This window comes from Bordetella tumbae (genome assembly GCF_054780995.1).
Map to the genome: position 1 here is coordinate 286,516 of NZ_BAAGVG010000002.1, position 18,375 is coordinate 304,890.

Sequence of the window (18,375 nt, forward strand, 5' to 3'; positions counted from 1 at the left end):
ATGCGCACGGACCGGCTCTATTTTTCAGGAGACAACATGCCTTATTCATTCGTCGGACGCGCAACCGGATTCGCGCGCAAACTCGCACAAACCACGGGACTGGCCGCTGCATTGCTTGGCATATGTGCCGCCCCTGCCGCCCATGCAGCCTACCCCGACAAGCCCATCCGCATGATCGTTCCGCAACCGCCGGGCGGGTTCAACGATACCGTGGGCCGTTTGCTCGCCAAGAAAATGTCGGACGCCATGGGGCAGCCCGTGCTTGTTGAAAACCAACCTGGCGCAGGTTCTCAACTAGGCACCACGAATGCAGCACGATCGCCTGCGGACGGCTACACCATTCTGGTCGTCTCCTTTGCCTATGGCACCAACCCCGCGCTGCGTAGCAATCTGCCTTACGATACCGCCCGTGATTTCACGCCGTTGATTTTCCTGGGCCAGACGCCGAACCTGCTCGTCGTCAACAGCGCATCGCCGTACAAATCGTTGGCAGAGGTGCTGGACTATGTGCGCAAACATCCAGGCAAGCTCAGCTACGCCTCGTCCGGCGTCGGCTCGTCACCTCACCTGTCCATGGAAATGCTGAAATCCATGGCGAAAGTAGATCTCGTGCATATCCCCTATAAAGGCGGTGCGCCGATGGCCACCGACCTGTTGGGCGGCCAAGTCGACATCATGTTCGATAACACGCCCAACCTCATGCCCTACGTCACGTCGGGCAAGATGCGTGCATTGGCGGTCACCAGCGCCGAACCCTCGCCCTATGCGCCTGGTGTTCCCACCGTTGCACAGGCAGGCGTCCCGGGCTATGCCATGACAGCTTGGTACGGTCTGGTCGTGCGCTCTGGCACACCCGTTGAGATTGTCGAGAAACTCAACACAACATTGAATGCCATCCTGAAAGAAGAAGACGTACGCAAAATCTTTGCAGCACAAAGCGTCGAGCCGGTTGGCGGCACATCCGAGCAATTTGGTCAATTTCTGAATGGGGAATTCACGAAATGGGCCAAGGTCATTAAAGACGCAAATATCACGGCTGATTGAGACTTGCCTGATTTAACCTTGGTTTACACGGGCAATTCCTGCGGCTTCGCATCCTCGTAAGCCGTGCGAATGTACGGTTAGCGTTGACAAAGCCGCACGCCATCAGGGCTCCAATCACACGACTTGGAGCCCTGATTATTTAACCTACAGATCAAGCCAACCTACTCTTTTGTATACGCCAGATATTCCATACGCACCGAAATGTGGTCAGCAATAAACTTGGCATCATGCCAAACCCCCCAGATAAATGATGAAGACCGGTTGGTGAGATTCGGCAAACCCAAAAAGTAAATACCCGTCTCTGCCGAGATGCCACGCTTATGCAAAGGCTCGCCCTTGTCATTAAACGCATCGACCTCCAGCCAACTGAAATCAAACTTGAACCCCGTCGCCCAAAGCACGGTCTTGATGCCCGCCTCAGCCAGGTTCAATTCAAGCAACGGGTTCTTCAGGCACTCTGGATCTTCCAACAGTTTCCAGGCCTCCGGCTCCGGAGGCAGATCCAGGCCATTGCGTTCGATAAACGCATCGGCCTCTCGCAACACTTCAAAATAATCCTCATCGCCTTGTGCAATGTTGCGTCCCAGGCCTTCTTCAAAGCTCACGATGCCATTCTCATAGCCTTTGGTAATGCCGACCAGAGTGATACCCATCTGTGCCAGCCGACGGAAATCAACGGTTTTCCCTCCCTCATAGCCACTGACCGCAAAAGCCACATGGGTTCGTTTCGGCTTGGTTTTCACCTCATCCCACATCCCTAGCGCGGCCAGCCACCATACATAGTCACGCTGACGATAGGACCGCGGAGGACGATAATGCTCGCCGACCGACAGATAAACCGTTTTTCCTGCCTGGCGCAGCTCTTCCGCGATCTGAGAGCCAGAGGCGCCTGCGCCAACCACCAAGACCGCGCCGTCCTCTAACTGCCCCGGGTTCTTGTACGCCGAGGAATGAAGTTGCTGAATACCCGTACCGTCAGGAATAATTCTGGGGTAGCTCGGCACCTGAAACGGCCCCGTCGCAACGACCACATGCATCGCATCGATCACGCCATCCGTCGTAGTCACCGTAAACCCCGGACGACCATCATTACGCTTGACGTGTTTCACCTCTACGCCGGTGCGAATCGGCGCCTTGATCATTTTTGCGTAGTCTTCAAAATACTGTGCCATACGCTCTTTGGGCGGAAACACCTCGGGGCCAACATCGTCGAACTGCAAACTCGGGAAACGATCGTGCCAGGCCGGTCCGTTGGCCACCAACGAATCCCAGCGTTCTGAACGCCAGCGCTCAGCAATACGCTTGCGCTCCAGCACAATGTGAGGGATACCCAATAAACCGAGATGCTCGCTCATCGCGACGCCAGCCTGACCGGCTCCAATCACCAGCGTATTGATTTTTTCAACTGACATTTGTTTATTTCCTAAATAGAACCGAGAGCTCTCTCTCGAACCCAACACGAAAAACGCGGGCAATGACTCAAGTCGCACAAAAAGACTCGATCACGGGTGGAATGCAGTGTGATCAAACTTCCGCTTTTTGATAACTTCGTTTTTCGGACGCTGGGCTTAGGAAAAAGCAAATACCCCTCGCGCCAATGCGCATGCACCATTCGCTGCACAGCCGTGTCATAGCCGAATGGCGTCAGACAGATATCACCGGGCCTGGGAGACGTTTCGTTTTTCCGATGAACCGCATCAGTATCCCCAAAGCATTCCCGCCGGGCTTTTCCCGTATTCTGCAACACAGCCACTGATCATTGATCGTCCCGGCGGCAGATCTCATCCGCGAGCGGAAGGAGACCGCCTGGGGCGAAGCAACGTTTCCTTGAGAGCCAGATTGCACATGCAGAACAGTCCCTTATCCCAGGAGTCGCCCATTGCTGTCAGCCTAGAGGGCGTGGTGAAAAAATATCGCGAACAGACCGTTCTGCATGACATCTCGCTCAAGATCCGGCATGGCGAATTTTTGACGTTGCTGGGCCCCTCTGGCTGCGGCAAAACCACCTTGCTTAACATCATTGCCGGCTTTGTCCCCGTCGATAATGGCGAGATTCTCATTGATGGCAAAGTCATCACCGACCAACCGCCGCACAACCGCGAAATCGGCATCGTCTTTCAGAACTATGCACTCTTTCCGCATATGACCGTAGAGCGCAACATCGGCTATGGCCTGCGCATGCGCCGCGTTCCGTCCGGGGAAATCACCCAGCGCGTACAAGAGGTCATGGCCCTGGTCAAACTGGATGGCCTGGGTCAACGCAAGCCGCGCGAGCTGTCAGGAGGCCAACAACAGCGTGTCGCGCTCGCGCGCGCGCTGGTCATTCATCCCAGGGTACTGCTGCTCGACGAGCCTTTCTCCGCCTTGGACAAAAGCCTGCGCGGCGCCATGCAAGTCGAGATCCGAGAAATCCAACGCAAACTAGGCGTCACGACCGTCTTTGTGACGCACGATCAGGGCGAGGCACTGAGCATGTCGGATCGTATCGCCGTCATGTCCGGCGGCGTCATCCGGCAAATCGCCGCGCCTGATACGCTCTATCGCCATCCCCAGGATCCGTTCGTCGCCTCGTTCCTGGGTGACGTCAATATCCTGCCGGCTTACTACCATGGCTCAGACGCTGGCGGTCTGCAACTGCGCCTGGGTGCGAAGCTGCTGCGCGTATGCCGGGAACGTCTGGTCGGCGGGTCGCACGAAGGGGGACGCCTGGATATTTATGTCAGGCCAGAACAGATCCGCCTGGAAAACCTGCACTCGGACTCCGTCCTCAGCGGCACCGTGGTCAACCACGTTTTCCAAGGGGATCACATCGACTCCTACTTCGATGTGGATCTGCCGGTCGCGGGTCGTCAACGTGTCATGGTGCGTAGCGCCGGCCTGGACGCGATGCATCAATGGCCCATCGGCGCAGTTGCCGGGCTCGCTCTGCCGAGCGACGGCATCAGTGTCTTTCAAGCAGGGCGATAAGCCATGAAAAATCCTCCCACCACCATGCACGCCGTTGTTGCCCGCGAGCCGGGAGACGCCAGCGTTCTCACCCTGGCAGAACGGCCCGTGCCAACGCCGGCTGCTGGCGAAGTCCTGCTGCGCGTACTCGCAGCAGGAGTCAATCGACCCGACATCATGCAGCGCCAGGGATTTTCCAAGCCCGCCCCGGGTATCACCGACGTCTTGGGTCTGGAAGCCTGCGGCGAAGTCATCGCCTGCGGGCCTGGCGTCCCGCAACATCTGCTCGGTAAACGGCTGATGAGCTTGCTGCCAGGTGGTGGGTATGCGCCGTGGTGCGTCGCGCGCGTAGACCATTCGCTGCCCGTTCCCGACAACCTGGACGATATTTCTGCCGGCGCACTACCAGAGGGCCTGTTCACCGTCTGGCACAACCTGTTCGAACTCGGCCAATTGACCATGGGCCAAACCGTACTGATCCATGGCGCTGCCGGCGGCATCGGCACCCTGGCCATCAGCATGGCCCGCGCAGCTGGCGCCAAGATCATTGCGACCGTGGGCCGTAGCGACCGCGCCCCTGCCCTGCACAAGATCGGTGCAGACCACACCATCTGCTACCGCGACACGGACTTTGTCGCAGCCTGCCTGGATCATACCCAAAGGCGCGGCGTCGATGTGGTGCTCGATGTCGTTGGCGGCGATTATGTGCGGCGCAATCTACAAACCTTGGCTTTTGGCGGACACCATGTCAGCCTGTCGTTTCTACAAGGCTCCTCGGTGCAAATCGAATTGCTCACATTGATGCAAAAGCAATTAAGCCTGCATTCGTCAACCATGCGCCCTCAGAGCGCAGACGAGAAAGCCCGTATGGCCAGAATCATTGCCCAACGGGTCCTGCCCTTGATCGCTGACCATCGAATCCTCCCACGCGTGCACGCCAGCCTGCCGCTGTCCGAGGCTGCCCGCTCGCATGAGCTGCTCGAAAACGGCGACGTGTTCGGCAAAGTCGTGTTAGTCCCATAGTCTCGTCTCTGTCCTGCAACCATCACCTCGACAAGACCACCGCCAGATTGGAGCGCTCCTCCTATGATGCAACTCCTATATGCCCCCACGTCCCCCTTTGTACGCAAGGTCATGGTCTGCGCACACCTCACGGGCCTGACTGATCAAATCCAATTTCTCGACAGCGCGGCCAACCCCATCAAACGCGATGCGCGCATTGCCACGCACAACCCCTTGGCCAAGGTTCCCACATTGATCTTGGACCATGGACAGTCACTATATGACAGCCGCCTCATCTGCGAATACTTGGCTAACCTGGCCGGCGATACCCGTCTCTTTCCCCATGAGAGTTCCCAACGATGGCCAGCGCTCATGCGCCAGGAACTGGGCAATGGCTTGTTGGATGCAGCCCTGCTGGCCCGTTACGAGTTGACCGCCCGCCCCGTTGAAAAGCAATGGACGGCCTGGCGCGAGGCCCAACTGGTCAAGGTTACCGCTTGCCTGAACGATATCGAAGCACAGGCATCCACACTCTCGATAGACGTCCCGACCATCGGCGAAGTCACATTGGGATGTGCTCTGGGCTATCTGGATTTTCGCTTTCCCGAGATCGACTGGCGTGCCGACCGCCCACAGGCCAGCCGTTGGAACGAGGCCTTTCAGAGCCTGCCTGCCATGCTCGCCACCATCCCCCGTGACAGCTAGCCTCGAGCTACCGCCTGCTCTTGACGACAATGACCGCATCGCCCCCCCAATGCCGAGGCCCCGAGGAATAGCCCATGAATACGCCTGCACAGATTTCCCCCTCCTCACCCGACACCACCGAGACCACAGTCTGGTTTCTCAACGGCCCCAACGCCAATCTGTATGGCCTGGACACGAATCAAGTTTATGGCTCTGAGAGTTTTCCCGTCCTGCAGCAGCGATGCGAGCGTAAAGCCGCGGCACTGCAGATGGCGCTGCACTTTGTGCAGTCCAACCATGAAGGGCAATTGGTCGACTGGATCCAGCAAGCGCGCGGCACGGCGCAAGGCATCATCATCAATGCGGCGGGTCTGACCTATTCCTCGATACCCATTCTCGACGCGCTGCTATCCTTTCCCGGCCGCATCATTGAAGTCCACATGAGCAACATCTGGCGGCGCGAGAGTTTTCGCCATCACTCGTATATTTCCAAGGCTGCCGATGGCGTCATCGCCGGCCTCGGCGGCGAAGGCTACGAACTCGCTCTCGAAGCCATGGCGCGCCTCATCCAGCGCCCAGCCTGAAGGACAATTATCATGCCCCAGCGCTCCCCCCTCGCCCCCGCGACCATGCCGTCGGGGGATCTTGTTTTCTACAGTGAATTCGATGACTTCATCGTTTGGAAAAATGCCCTTCAGGCACAACTTCCCACGCTGCGCATTCTGCAGGCCAGTGAAATCACCGACCCGACCCGTGTACATTTCTCGTTAGCGTGGAAGCCGCCGGAGGGCTTTTTCGACGAGATGAGCAGCCTGCGTCTGATCATCAATCTGGGCGCAGGCGTAGACTCGCTCGTCGGCCGCGGGGATTTACCCGCTGGTGTACCCATTACGCGGCTCACCGATCCTCACATGGCTCGCATGATGGCGGGCTATGTACTCTTTGCCACGCTACGCTATGCCAGGGATATCCCTCACTTTGAGCAAGCACAGCGGCGTGGCGAATGGGCCTATCGCCACCCTCGGTCTGCCGAAGACATCCGCGTCGCCGTCCTGGGCCTGGGCGAGTTGGGCGCCTATGCCGCCAATGAGCTGCAACGCCAGGGGCTGACGGTGCTAGGCTGGTCCAGACAGCCTCGGCAGCTTGCCGGCATCCAGTGTTTTGCTGGCCTGGAAACACTCGACACGGTTCTATCCCAGGCCGATATCCTGGTCGTCATGTTGCCGCTGACGCCGCAGACGCAGGGCCTGCTCAGCCGCGAAAAACTCACGAGGCTTCCCAGAGGCGCCGCCCTGATCAACGTCGCTCGGGGCGCCCTGATCGATCAGGATGCAATGACCGACCTGCTGAACAATGGTCATCTTGGCGCGGCTACGCTAGATGTTTTTACACGTGAACCACTGCCTGCGGACCACCCATTATGGCGCATGGACAATGTGCTGATCACACCGCACCTCGCGTCCGTCGCCATTCCCTCATCTGCTGCCGCGCAGATCGCAGAAAATATCCTCAGGGTCTCCAGAGGCGAACAACCCAACAATCAGATCGACCCATTACGCGGTTACTGAACTGCGGAATGAACTGCGGCCAAAAGGAGGCGAAACTTCCGCCTCCTTTTTTCTCGAATGTTGCCCTACTGATTGTCCTCGATATTCAACACCCGGCCGAGGCCCAGAAAATAATTGGCAAACGCCAGCAAACTGGCAGTCACCGCAATGTAGACCACCGATAACGCGGCCAATGTCGGGTCTGCGAACTCGCGCACATAGTTGTACATCGCCACAGGGAGCGTCTGTGTGTTTTGCGTCGTCACAAACAGCGATGCCGTGAACTCACTGAAAGACATGATGGCGGCAAACAGCCAGCCGCCAAACAATCCGGGCGCCAGCAAGGGGATCGTCACCGTCAACAGCACCTTGAGCGGCGACGCCCCCAAACTCGCCGCCGCCTGCTCCAGGCGTTCATCCAGATTCTCCATCGAGACGTAAACGCTACGCAATACAAAAGGCAGCACCAGCATCACATGGCACAAGATCACCAATGCATAGCCGCGATCCACCCTGAACTGCGCCACCAGAATCAGCAGGCCCAACCCGAGAGTAAAGTGAGGGATCACCAAAGGCGAAAGCAAGATCGCTTGCAGGGTATCTTTCCCCGGAAACGCCATCCGTTTCACTGCAATCGCCAATCCGGTTCCAATCACCAAAGCAATCAGTGACGACCAGAACATGACTATCAGGCTGGCACGAAATCCGTGTTGAAAGTCTGCGTACGTAAATACCCGGATGAACCATCGCCACGACCACGTCTGCGGAGGAAACGTCAATAGCGCCTTGTCGTTGAACGACGCCATCGTCACCACCACCACTGGCAATAAAACAAAAGCCAGTATCAGACATACAAGCGCCGGGGCCGCCACGCGCAACGGCAACGGCAAAGAACTTCGAATCTTCATGGTTAATGACCTCCCACTGCCTTGAGCCGTCGTGTCATTCGACCAAGCCCCCATAGCGCCACCGCCGTCAACGCCAGCCCAGCGACACTCAGACTGGCAGCCAGCGGAAAATTCATCGAAGAAAAACCAAGTTGGTACACCAGCGTCGACACCGTCGGTACGCGCCCGCCGCCTATCATTTGCGGCGTGGCGAATGCGCTGAACGTCCATGCAAACGCCGTCGTCACACTTGCCAGGATGCCCGGCATCGACAAAGGCAAAGTCACCGTCAGGAAAGTCCGAATCGGCCCCGCCCCTAGACTCTGAGCAGCCTTTTCGTAATCGCGATCAATATGCGAAATCGCGGTGGCCAGCATCAACACCACAATGGGAATCGTGACATGCACCAGCGCGACCAGCACGCCCAAGTGCGTAAACATCAGCTCAAGCGGCCATTCAATCAACCCCAACTTTCGCAGCATCGTATTAATAAAGCCAGTGTTCCCCAACACAATGATCCATGAATACGTGCGCACGATCTCACCCAGAAACAAGGGTGTGACCGAGACAATGAGGATGAAAGACTTCAGCGCACGATTGCGCACTCTGACCATTGCATAAGCCAATGGATACGCCACCAGCAACGATAAAACCGTCGTCTCTGCACTTAACAGCAGCGTATTCCAGAAGGCGTCCAAATAAATCGGTTTGTTCAACCCAGTGAAATTGGCCAGCGTCAGCCCACCGACATCCAGCGAGCCCGGCACGTACGTGCGCAGGCTGTACTGAAATACCGTCACCAACGCCACGCAGATGCAAAACGCCACCAAAACCGCCGGAGACACCAGCCATGCTCTTAGTCCGGAACGTGTGTCCATAACTCGAATGATCTTCCGTCTACGTTGTCCTATATCGGAACGCAGATACCCCGGCGACTGGGCGGCCGGGGCATCATCTCATGCGCTGACACCATCAGTTCATGATGTTTTCGGTAAACCACTTGCGCCATTCGGCCGTTTTCTCGGCGCGCAATTTGTCGTCAATCACGATGGCCTGAGTTGCCCACTGCTCTTTAGTCGTGAATACGCCAGGCAACGCCGCGTCTTCGGATGAAACCTTGGCGTTATCCACCACAGGGCTGGCCTTTTTATAGGCCACGATCTTGGCTTGCACGTCGGGCGACAGCGCGATGTCCATGAATTTGTAGGCCAAGTCGACCTTTTTCGACCCCTTCATGATGCCCATGGAATCCACGCCCAGAACCGCTCCCTCTTTGGGCATGACTACCTTGATAGGTACGCCTTGACCTACCATGTGATAGGCATTCATCGACAACAGGATCTGCACAGGCGTTTCACCGGTGGAGATCAACTGCTGGCTATTGGCATCGTTGGTGTAAAAAGCCTTGAAATTAGGTTTTAGTGCCTTGAGTTTGTCCTGACCCTTTTCCCAGGTGCTGGCATCGCCGCTGGACAGAATCGCAGCAATATCGATAATGTGGCTGGGATCGAAATCAGGCGAAGCAATTTTCCCCTTTAGTTCCGGATTCCAAAGGTCATTCCAACTATTGAACGTGATGCTCGACGGCACCAGATCAGGGCGATAACCAATGGTGTATACGTAAGCCCAACTGCCGATGTGATACGGACTGATTTTGGCGCGGTCGACCAAATGCGAATAATTCGTCAGCTTGCTTGTGTCCAGCTGTTCAAACAACCCTCCATTGACGTATAGCCAGCCGATATGGGATGTTGTAAACGTCAGATCGCTCTCGGGGGTAGTGGCCAACTTGGCTTTATTCAGCCGGTCTATCGTACCGCCGGTGATGTATTTGACCGGCACACCTGTCTGGCGAGTGAACTCCTTGCCGATGTTCTCGTCTATCAGATCCCGAAAGCTGCCGCCCCAGGTGCTGATCACCAATGCATCCTCGGCCTGTACGGCGCCCGCAAACAATACGCTGGATAAAACCCCAGCCGTCAAGATTTTTTGAATCATTGCATACCCCTTGTAGTGTGTATAGATGCGCCAGAATTTCCGAGTGGAGCAGCACCAATAATGCGAGAGACACGCTAGTGGGCCAATTCGCCTTTTCCTTAGCAATGGCTCACCTTTCCTGACGCCCCTGGTGCCGGCCTGGCTCACAGCACCTGGTCGAGAAAGTGTTTCAATCGTTCGCTTCGGGGCGTCCTGAAAAAGCATTCCGACTCGGCCTGCTCAATGATTTCTCCCCGCTCCATGAATACACAGCGATCCGCCACGCGTCGAGCAAAACCCATCTCGTGCGTCACGCATACCATGGTGATCCCCGTCGCAGCCAGATCTTCCATAATGCGCAAGACCGATCCAACAGACTCCGGATCCAACGCGGAGGTCGGCTCATCGAAAAGCATGATGCGGGGCTTCAGGCAAAGCGCCCTCGCGATTGCCACGCGCTGCTGCTGTCCCCCTGACAATTGAATCGGATACTTGTCTGCTTGTTCGAGTACGTTGACCTGCTCCAGGTAGCCGCAGGCGACTGACTCCGCGTCCTTCACCGGCATCTTCAATGCCAATCTGAGTGCAAACGTACAATTTTCCAACACCGTCATGTGCGGAAAGAGATTAAAACTCTGGAAGACCATCCCCAGTTGACGACGGACATGTTCGATATCCGCCGTCCGCGGCGTCAGTCTCGCCCCGTTGACGTGAATCTGGCCGGAGTCATGCGGCTCCAGATGATTGACGCAGCGAATGAGCGTAGATTTCCCAGAGCCCGACGGCCCGCACAACACGACAATTTCGCCGTTGGCAATCTCCAAATTAATCTGACGCAGCGCTTGGAACGACCCATAGAACTTATTCAGATCTTTGATGGATATCGCAGCCTGCGCATCAGCAGGTGTGCTCGGTACCCTCGGATTGATAGCCTCAATCCGCACGGAAGTATTCATTCCAGCTTGCATGTCAATGTGCCTAGACAGAAGTAGTGAAGAAAAATCCCATTCCTCGGCGCATCGTGTCGCCAAGACGACGGACGTGACCGCTCGACGCTCCCTTTCGGGCTCAGGACTTGACTAGATGACGGTTAAGCTTCCTATCCGCCGTGGCAAAACCGAAACGCAGCATGTTGATGAGACACCAATAAATCGCTGCCGCCGTCATCAATGGCGTAAACGGATCGTAGGTGTAATCGAACACCGTATTGGCTGCGGATGTCAGATCCACCAGCGTAATCGCGCTCACCGCCGCCGTGCTCTTGACCATGATGAGCAGTTCGTTCTGATACGCCTTGAGCACGTAGCGCGCAGCCATCGGCAGACGCAGTCGAAACAAAATCTGCCGGGGAGTCAGCCCGAGCGTGGCCGCCGCCTCAACGGTCCCTGCCGGGATCGCTGCCAGCCCTCCCCGGATGATCTCCGCCATGAATCCCGAATGCGTCAACGCCAGCCCCAACCAGGCACAGACATAGGCATTCGAGAAAAACTGCCATAAAAAGGTATCGCGCACGATTGTCAGTTGAGGCAGCCCGCTATAGATCAGGTATAGCAAGACCAGACTCGGCACACCACGAAAAAACCCGATATACATGGCGGCAACAGTCGATCTGGGTCCGGGTTGCAGACGCGCCAGCGCGACAGGCAATGCAAACAGCAGACCCAGAATCAGCACCGGGATCAACACAGTCAATGTCGTTCCCAGGCCGTTCAACAAAGCGGGCAGGCTCTCCCACGCGATTTCGACATCAAAGTGCATGAGCGCGTCCTTTGGTCACCACGGGCCGAAAGCCGCATTCCGTCCATTTTTCTACCCGCCTGGCCACAAAGTAGGTCAACCAGGTCATGCCCAGAAAAAAGACCGACGCCAACAGATAATAGACAAACGGCTCTTTCGTCACGCCCGACGCCAGTTTCGCATAGGCCATGATCTCTTTAAGCCCGATCAACGAGACCAATGCGGTGTCCTTCAACACCACGATCCACATATTGGTCATCCCTGGCAGCGCCAGGCGCAATACCTGCGGCAAAATGACTTTGACCCAGGTCACCGGCCGCGGCACCAGCAACACGTCCGAGGCCTCGAACTGCCCTCGCGGCACATTCTGGATGGCGCTGCGAATCAGGTCGGTCAAATAGGCGCCGTACACCATGCCCAATGCCGTGACCGCCGCCATAAAGGGCGTGATTTCGATCTGTAGGTCCATCCCGACCAACGCACCCAGTTGGTTCAGCATGCCTGACCCGGCGTAAAAGAAAAGAAAGGCAATCAGCAACGACGGAACGCCCGTGAAAACCGAGACATACGGCACCCAGACGATTCTCATCAAATTCTTGGGCTTCAGCGTCGCCAGCGCAAACAGTATTCCGATGGCGAGCGCAAGCAAATAGGCGCACACCGCGACCTGAATGGTCATCAGCGCACCAATACCCATTTGTTGCACAAATCCCAACAATGGCATGGGAGTATCCTTGTGAACATGGAGACCTTGAGCCGTACAGGCCCTAAAACCTGCCGGGACCATCGCACGCTGGCGCATGTGATGGTCTGCATCTATGGCACCTACCGGCAGGCCGCCTCTTCCGGCAACAGCTCCACTTCCATGTACTGCTTGCGCAGTTTCGTGAACGTGCAATCGCGAATAATGCTGTCGATAGACTGGTTCATCCTGTCGAGCAAAGCCTGGCTATCCTTGCGTGCGATCCAACTGGAACCGGCCTCGCCGCCCCCTGTCCATAAATCGCCACCAGCGAATTTCCAGTTTTTCCCGGCGGGCTTGGACAAGAATTCATTCGTCCAGCTGATCTTTGGCCCCAAGCTCATATCCAGGCGGCCGCTGGCGAGATCCAGGCGGATCTGATCTGGATTGTCGTAGAACACGACCTGCACCGCATCCCCGAAGGTTTCAGTCACATACTTGGCCTGTGCAGACCCACGCTGCAACCCGATACGCACGCCTTTCAGTCCCTCTTTCGTAAACGCATAGTCCTTGTCCGCGGGGACCACATAAGAGTCCGGATTGAACAGCACGGGCCTGCCGAACAGCACTTTGGCTTTGCGCTCGGGCAGTGGCTTGGTCTGTGTCGCCACCGCATCCAGCTTTTTCTGCAACAACGCGGGAATCAACCCCTTGAAATCCATCACGACGATTTCACACTGCACATTCATGCGTTTACACATTTCCCGTGCAAGATCGGGCTCGAACCCGGTGAGCTGGCCGGAAGCAGCGACCATGCTGAACGGCGGATAACTACCCTCATTGCCCAGCACCAGTTTTTCCGCTGACACTGGCGACATTGCCCCTACCGACCATGCCGCGACGATTGCTGCCATTGAAAAGAAAACTTGACCTCTACGCATCTTGACTTCCCCTTGCGTTATTGACGTTGGATGATCAATCAGCCCTCAAACAGAATGAGGGGCAAGCCTCGCTCAGTTCCTGTTTTCTTGGGCGAGGCTGTCAGTAAACAACTCGCCATAACCGGGCTTCGCGCCAGCAGCATTCATCAATGCCAGGCAATGCCAGAACGAAGCCTGGATCGCAGAAATCACCGGTTTTCCCAAGCGTTGCTCCAGTGCCTCGATGGCGCCTACCGTTCTGAAATTGGTGCACGAGACGAAAATTGCGGAAGCATCGGGATGATCGACCGACAACACATGCTCATACACTTTTTCCAGAGGCACTTCGGCCAGCGCGTGATCATCGGAAATGCCTAGATAGGAGCTCTTCACCACCTCGTGGCCATTTTCCGAGAGAAATCGGATAGCGCGCTCGTGAATCTCCGGCAGATACGGAGTCGCCAGCGCCACTTTGCCGGCCTTGACCTTTTTCAGCGCCGCCAGTGTTGCCGTAGAGGCTGTCGTGACCTGAATCCCCGGTACCCATTGACGCAGTTTTTCGATCAGCGCATGGTCATAAGCTGTGCCATGCAGGAAAGACGCACTGGTTCCGCCGAATAGCAGCACATCAATAGGTGCAGACCCTACCAGGCGAGCGGCTTGCTCCAATTCCGGCGCGCTCATCATTTCCTCAATGCCCTGCACCGTGACCTTCGGCAATTTGATTCTGGCGGTATGGGTAGAAACCCCAGGTGCAGACATGGCCCACATTTCTTCTTCCATGACCACGCTAGAGGCGATGTAAATCAATCCAATACGGGTCATACTCCCTGCACCGTCATAGCGAAATCCCGGCATTGTGTGTTCTTGAATCATTAAATTCCTCTTGTGATCAGGTGGCTTCCCCTCAGACGCAAACAAGTATGAGAGCCGCCGCCCACCGGGCCAATTCGCGATTTCCTTAGGAATGACTCGCCTTTCCTGACGCGGCCTTCGGCTGGCCCGCCGCGTTCACGGTCGGAAATTCCGAGACCACCCACCGGAAAAAACAAATTGGCGTGATCCACTCCTGAGCTGACTATGAAGGGCCTCGCCTCAGCGGCACACCAGCCTCACAACGCGCATCGCACGCATTCACTCACGGTGGACGACCATGAAACACACCCGCATACGCAGCTTTAATACCAAGGCCACCTATCCCGAACAGAATCTGGACAACGACCTCTGCCAGGCCGTGGTCGCACGCGGCAGCACGGTCTTCCTGCGCGGCCAGATAGGGCAGAACCTGGAAACCTCGGAAAGCGTATGCATCGGCGATGCCGCAGGCCAGGCGGAGCAAGCAATGGCAAACATCGCCATGCTGCTCAAAGAAGCCGGCGGCGAACTCGAACACGTGTGCAAGATCACCATCTACCTCATTGACCCTCGCTATCGGGAAGCGGTATATCGTGTTGTCGGACGCTGGCTCAAAGGCGTCTTTCCGGTATCCACGGGGATCGTGGTCTCCGCCCTGGCCCGCCCGGAATGGCTGGTGGAAATCGACGCTACTGCCGTCATTCCGGATTAACCCCTACCAGGCGCTGACCATGACTTTCTCGATCATTGCGCGCTGCCCCGCTACGGGCCAATTCGGCGCAGCCGTCGCTTCCTCTTCCCCTGCCGTCGCGTCACGCTGCATTCGCGCCCGGCCAGGTGTGGGTGCCGCAGTCAGTCAAAACATTACCGATCCGGGCCTGGGACCTATGGTCCTGGACTTACTGGCTGCTGGAAATACTCCTGAGCAAGCGCTCGAAGCGTTGCAACAGCGCCCTTTCATCGCCTACCGCCAACTGATGGCCATCAACGCCACTCACCCGCCGGCGATTTTTACGGGTGAAAGCGCCCTCGGAACATTGGCCAGCGCAGCGGGCGAACACGCAGCTTGCGCGGGCAACATGCTGGCGTCGCTGGACGTGCCCGCCGTCATGCTGTCGGCTTTCGAGAGCGCACAGGGTTCGTTGGCCGAGCGGCTGATGCAGGCGATGCTGGCCGGACAGGAGGCTGGAGGGGAAGAAGGCCCCGTCCATTCCGCCGGACTATTAGTCTATGGAGAACTGGATTGGCCCATGATCGACCTGCGCCTGGACTGGCTCGATGCAGATCCTGTCCAGGCGCTTTATGCGACCTGGAAGATCTATGAGCCGCAGGTACAGGACTACATCACGCGAGCACGGGACCCACGCGCAGCGCCGAGCTTTGGCGTTCCCGGCGACCTCTGATTGCGCGCAGAGCCTGCAGGGCATGGGCACCCTTGAAATGCGCCATCGCCTCGGACCAAGCAGAGTGGATACACTGCGGTATCACAGCCGCCGGCGCCCGGCGTCAACGCTGACGACATCTCAGCCACGGCGCACGTACCGCCCCCATCCACTGCACTCGCTTCCATTCCGTTGCCATCATGCTTAATCGCATTTCTCTGCGTCAGATGGAGTACTTTGTGGCCACTGCCAAACACGGCAGCATCGCCTCGGCCTCCGCCCAGATCCATATTTCACCGCCCTCTATTTCGGCCGCCATTGCGCACATAGAAACCGAATTGGGCACGCAACTATTTGTACGGCATCCGTCCAAGGGCCTGGCGCTGACGACAGTCGGCACTCAAGTGATGCAGGAATGCGAAGACCTGCTGGAGCGCGCCTCCCGCCTGTACGAAATCGCTTCGGATTCCAGCGATACCCTGCGCGGCGTACTTCGCGTGGGATGCTTTCAGTCACTGGCGGCCATGATTGCGCCGGAAGTCATTTTTGGCTTTTCGCGTGCCTTTGACACGGTCGAATTGCATATGGCCGAAGGCAATCAGCAAGACCTGATTCAGAAGCTGCACACGCTGGAAATCGACATCGCCCTCACCTATGACCTGCAATTGGGCGAAGAAATTGGCTTTGAGACGCTGGCACGTCTGCCGCCGCACGTGCTGGTTAGCGAACTGCATCCGCTGGCGCAACAACTGGCGGTCACGCTTGAGGAATTGGCCCCGCAACCCATGGTGCTGTTGGACCTGCCCATGAGCAAGGAGTATTTCACATCGCTCTACTCCAAGGCCGGCGTCGAGCCCAATATCGTCGCACGCTCCCGCTCGGAGGACGTTGTCCGATCCATGGTCGCCAATGGCATCGGCTACGCCTTGTTCAACGTACGCCCCAAATCCACGCAATCTCTAGATGGAAAACGGCTCGTACGCCTGCGCCTGGTGGGCGAACAACGACCAATGTTGCTCGGCCTGGCCACATACAAGCCGATGAAGCCATCCCGACTGACACAAGCCTTCATGCAACGCTGCCGCGCCTATATCTCCGATCAATACATTCCTGGGATGAGCGCGGCGAGTTTCTTCGACCCCCATTTATCCAACAGGACCGAAAGCAAAAAATCCTGATCTATCATCACAGCATTCTTGACGTCCTATCCTCCTTTACGCGCCCCTCTATGAACAACACTTCGTCCTTGAGCAGCCTTGACTTGCTGCGCGAACTGATTGCCTTTCCCTCAGTATCCTTGACTCCGAATGCGGATCTGATGGCACGCGTACAGGCGTTATTGAGCGAGGCCGGCATCGCGTCAACGCTGGTATCGGATCCGCAAGACGCCTCGCGCTGCAATTTATTCGCCAGCGTCGGTCCGCAGGACACCCCCGGGGTCCTGCTGTCAGGCCATACCGACGTCGTCCCGGCAAAAGGCCAGCCCTGGACCTTTCCGCCCTTCGAGGCTACCGAACGCGATGGCCGCATTTATGGACGGGGCAGTTCGGACATGAAAGGCTTTGTCGCCTGTGCCGTCGTCGCCATGATCAACGCGGCGCGTCAACCCCTGAAACGCCCGTTATTGCTGGCGCTGTCCTTTGACGAGGAAATCGGCTGCGTAGGCGTACGCCATCTCTTGCGCGCACTGGAGGGTAAGCTACCCGCGCCCTCGCTGTGCATCGTCGGCGAACCGACACTCATGAAAATCGGTACAGGCCACAAGGGCAAAGCCGCCTATCGTGCAATGTGTTGCGGCCAAGCTGGCCACTCCGGCTTGGCGCCGCGATTCGTCAACGCCATTCATACCGCAACTGATCTCATCACCGCGTTGCGCGAAGTCCAGCAGGAACTTGCCGAGTCAGGCCCTCAAGAAGACGGCTATGCCATTCCCTACTCGACCGTGCATGTAGGCACGATACGCGGCGGACGTGCGCTGAATATTGTTCCTGAAGAATGCGAACTCGATTTTGAAATCCGCAACGTTTCAGAAGACGACCCCGCGCAAATCCTGGCCCACATTCTGGAGGTCACGCGAGCACGGATGACGGCCAATAACGCCCATCCCGATGCCGCCCCGCCCGATGTTCGACTGATCAACGCCTATCCAGGCCTCTCCACCGACGAAGACTCATCGGCAGTCCGCTTGCTCACCTCCCTGCTGCCTCCAGACACCGCGCGCACCAAGGTTGCCTTTGGCACCGAGGGCGGTCTGTTTCGCCAACAATGGGATCAGACGCCCGTCTTGGTCTGCGGCCCCGGCAGCATCGAAGTCGCACATAAAGCCGACGAATACGTGGAAGTTTCGCAAATCGCGGCCTGCGATTTGATGCTGTCTCGACTGACGGATTACCTCTGCTCGCCGGCGTGAATTGGACGCATTGCACACAATCACCTAAAATCCGGCCCACTTGAAAACGCTGGCGCTTACTGCGCCGCGTGCGATCCAACCCGCCTGCCACCTCTACCCATGTAACTACGCCACGAACCCTTTTCTGTCATCTCCTTGACCGGACAGGACGTTCGTGGTTCGCGTGCGCCTACATCGGCGCCGTCGTGACGCTCCCTCAGCATCTGATGAGTTTCAGGGTCGTTTGCCCCTTCTGTGACGAAATCACTTCGTTTGCGCTACTCACGTCCCATCACGCCCTCCTGCCGGCCTGCTTCATATTT

Annotated in this window: 19 protein-coding genes; 10 read left to right on the top strand and 9 right to left on the bottom strand. The window is 57.2% G+C overall.

Features of this window, described 5'->3' with window-relative positions; all coding sequences use genetic code 11:
* Positions 1-36 precede the first annotated feature (36 nt).
* Positions 37-1,044, top strand: a complete 1,008-nt coding sequence (locus ACYVI2_RS01240) for a tripartite tricarboxylate transporter substrate binding protein (RefSeq protein WP_415818041.1) — start codon at positions 37-39, stop codon at positions 1,042-1,044.
* A gap of 161 nt (positions 1,045-1,205) precedes the next feature.
* On the opposite strand, the gene ACYVI2_RS01245 is transcribed toward ACYVI2_RS01240, so the two are convergent.
* Complete coding sequence (locus ACYVI2_RS01245) at positions 1,206-2,456, bottom strand: flavin-containing monooxygenase (RefSeq protein WP_415818039.1); 1,251 nt, start codon at positions 2,454-2,456, stop codon at positions 1,206-1,208.
* Between the two features lie 433 nt (positions 2,457-2,889).
* Between ACYVI2_RS01245 and ACYVI2_RS01250 the strand changes: the two genes are divergently transcribed.
* The 5 genes from ACYVI2_RS01250 (at position 2,890) to ACYVI2_RS01270 (ending at position 7,244) form a co-directional block, all read left to right on the top strand.
* Entirely contained in the window at positions 2,890-4,011 is a 1,122-nt protein-coding gene (locus ACYVI2_RS01250; RefSeq protein ID WP_415818037.1) for an ABC transporter ATP-binding protein, read from the top strand.
* A 3-nt stretch (positions 4,012-4,014) separates the two neighbouring features.
* Positions 4,015-5,013 carry an NAD(P)H-quinone oxidoreductase gene (locus ACYVI2_RS01255; RefSeq protein ID WP_415818035.1) on the top strand — a complete coding sequence of 333 codons (999 nt, stop codon included), beginning with the start codon at positions 4,015-4,017 and terminating at the stop codon, positions 5,011-5,013.
* Between the two features lie 66 nt (positions 5,014-5,079).
* Positions 5,080-5,697 carry a glutathione S-transferase gene (locus ACYVI2_RS01260; RefSeq protein ID WP_415818209.1) on the top strand — a complete coding sequence of 206 codons (618 nt, stop codon included), beginning with the start codon at positions 5,080-5,082 and terminating at the stop codon, positions 5,695-5,697.
* 74 nt (positions 5,698-5,771) lie between these two features.
* Positions 5,772-6,260 (top strand): type II 3-dehydroquinate dehydratase, encoded by a 489-nt coding sequence (locus ACYVI2_RS01265; RefSeq protein WP_415818033.1) that lies wholly within the window; start codon positions 5,772-5,774, stop codon positions 6,258-6,260.
* A 12-nt stretch (positions 6,261-6,272) separates the two neighbouring features.
* Positions 6,273-7,244: a 2-hydroxyacid dehydrogenase gene (locus tag ACYVI2_RS01270; protein WP_415818031.1), complete on the top strand. Its 972-nt coding sequence runs from the start codon at positions 6,273-6,275 to the stop codon at positions 7,242-7,244.
* Between the two features lie 65 nt (positions 7,245-7,309).
* On the opposite strand, the gene ACYVI2_RS01275 is transcribed toward ACYVI2_RS01270, so the two are convergent.
* The 8 genes from ACYVI2_RS01275 to ACYVI2_RS01310 all read right to left on the bottom strand — a co-directional run bounded on the left by ACYVI2_RS01275 (position 7,310) and on the right by ACYVI2_RS01310 (position 14,302).
* On the bottom strand, positions 7,310-8,131 hold the full coding sequence (locus ACYVI2_RS01275) for an ABC transporter permease (RefSeq protein WP_415818029.1): 822 nt from the start codon (positions 8,129-8,131) through the stop codon (positions 7,310-7,312).
* A gap of 2 nt (positions 8,132-8,133) precedes the next feature.
* Positions 8,134-8,988, bottom strand: coding sequence for an ABC transporter permease (locus ACYVI2_RS01280; protein ID WP_415818027.1), 855 nt, complete (start codon positions 8,986-8,988; stop codon positions 8,134-8,136).
* A 94-nt stretch (positions 8,989-9,082) separates the two neighbouring features.
* Positions 9,083-10,108 carry an ABC transporter substrate-binding protein gene (locus ACYVI2_RS01285; protein ID WP_415818025.1) on the bottom strand — a complete coding sequence of 342 codons (1,026 nt, stop codon included), beginning with the start codon at positions 10,106-10,108 and terminating at the stop codon, positions 9,083-9,085.
* A gap of 143 nt (positions 10,109-10,251) precedes the next feature.
* A complete protein-coding gene (locus tag ACYVI2_RS01290; RefSeq protein ID WP_415818022.1) occupies positions 10,252-11,043 on the bottom strand; it encodes an amino acid ABC transporter ATP-binding protein in 792 nt (263 codons plus the stop codon).
* Positions 11,044-11,155: 112 nt separating this feature from the next.
* Complete coding sequence (locus tag ACYVI2_RS01295; protein ID WP_415818019.1) at positions 11,156-11,845, bottom strand: ABC transporter permease; 690 nt, start codon at positions 11,843-11,845, stop codon at positions 11,156-11,158.
* Positions 11,835-12,548 carry an ABC transporter permease gene (locus tag ACYVI2_RS01300; RefSeq protein WP_415818016.1) on the bottom strand — a complete coding sequence of 238 codons (714 nt, stop codon included), beginning with the start codon at positions 12,546-12,548 and terminating at the stop codon, positions 11,835-11,837. The genes ACYVI2_RS01295 and ACYVI2_RS01300 overlap by 11 nt, the downstream gene beginning before the upstream one ends.
* 101 nt (positions 12,549-12,649) lie before the next feature.
* Complete coding sequence (locus ACYVI2_RS01305) at positions 12,650-13,447, bottom strand: transporter substrate-binding domain-containing protein (protein WP_415818013.1); 798 nt, start codon at positions 13,445-13,447, stop codon at positions 12,650-12,652.
* Between the two features lie 72 nt (positions 13,448-13,519).
* Entirely contained in the window at positions 13,520-14,302 is a 783-nt protein-coding gene (locus ACYVI2_RS01310; RefSeq protein WP_415818011.1) for a maleate cis-trans isomerase family protein, read from the bottom strand.
* A 277-nt stretch (positions 14,303-14,579) separates the two neighbouring features.
* Between ACYVI2_RS01310 and ACYVI2_RS01315 the strand changes: the two genes are divergently transcribed.
* From ACYVI2_RS01315 to argE, 4 genes are all read left to right on the top strand, one after another.
* A complete protein-coding gene (locus ACYVI2_RS01315; protein WP_415818009.1) occupies positions 14,580-14,993 on the top strand; it encodes a RidA family protein in 414 nt (137 codons plus the stop codon).
* 19 nt (positions 14,994-15,012) lie between these two features.
* Positions 15,013-15,684 (top strand): DUF1028 domain-containing protein, encoded by a 672-nt coding sequence (locus tag ACYVI2_RS01320; protein WP_415818006.1) that lies wholly within the window; start codon positions 15,013-15,015, stop codon positions 15,682-15,684.
* Between the two features lie 179 nt (positions 15,685-15,863).
* The gene (locus ACYVI2_RS01325) at positions 15,864-16,841 is read left to right on the top strand and encodes a LysR substrate-binding domain-containing protein (RefSeq protein WP_415818004.1); all 978 of its coding nucleotides are present in this window, start codon (positions 15,864-15,866) and stop codon (positions 16,839-16,841) included.
* A 50-nt stretch (positions 16,842-16,891) separates the two neighbouring features.
* Positions 16,892-18,073, top strand: coding sequence for an acetylornithine deacetylase (argE, locus tag ACYVI2_RS01330; protein ID WP_415818002.1), 1,182 nt, complete (start codon positions 16,892-16,894; stop codon positions 18,071-18,073).
* The last annotated feature ends 302 nt before the right edge of the window (positions 18,074-18,375 follow it).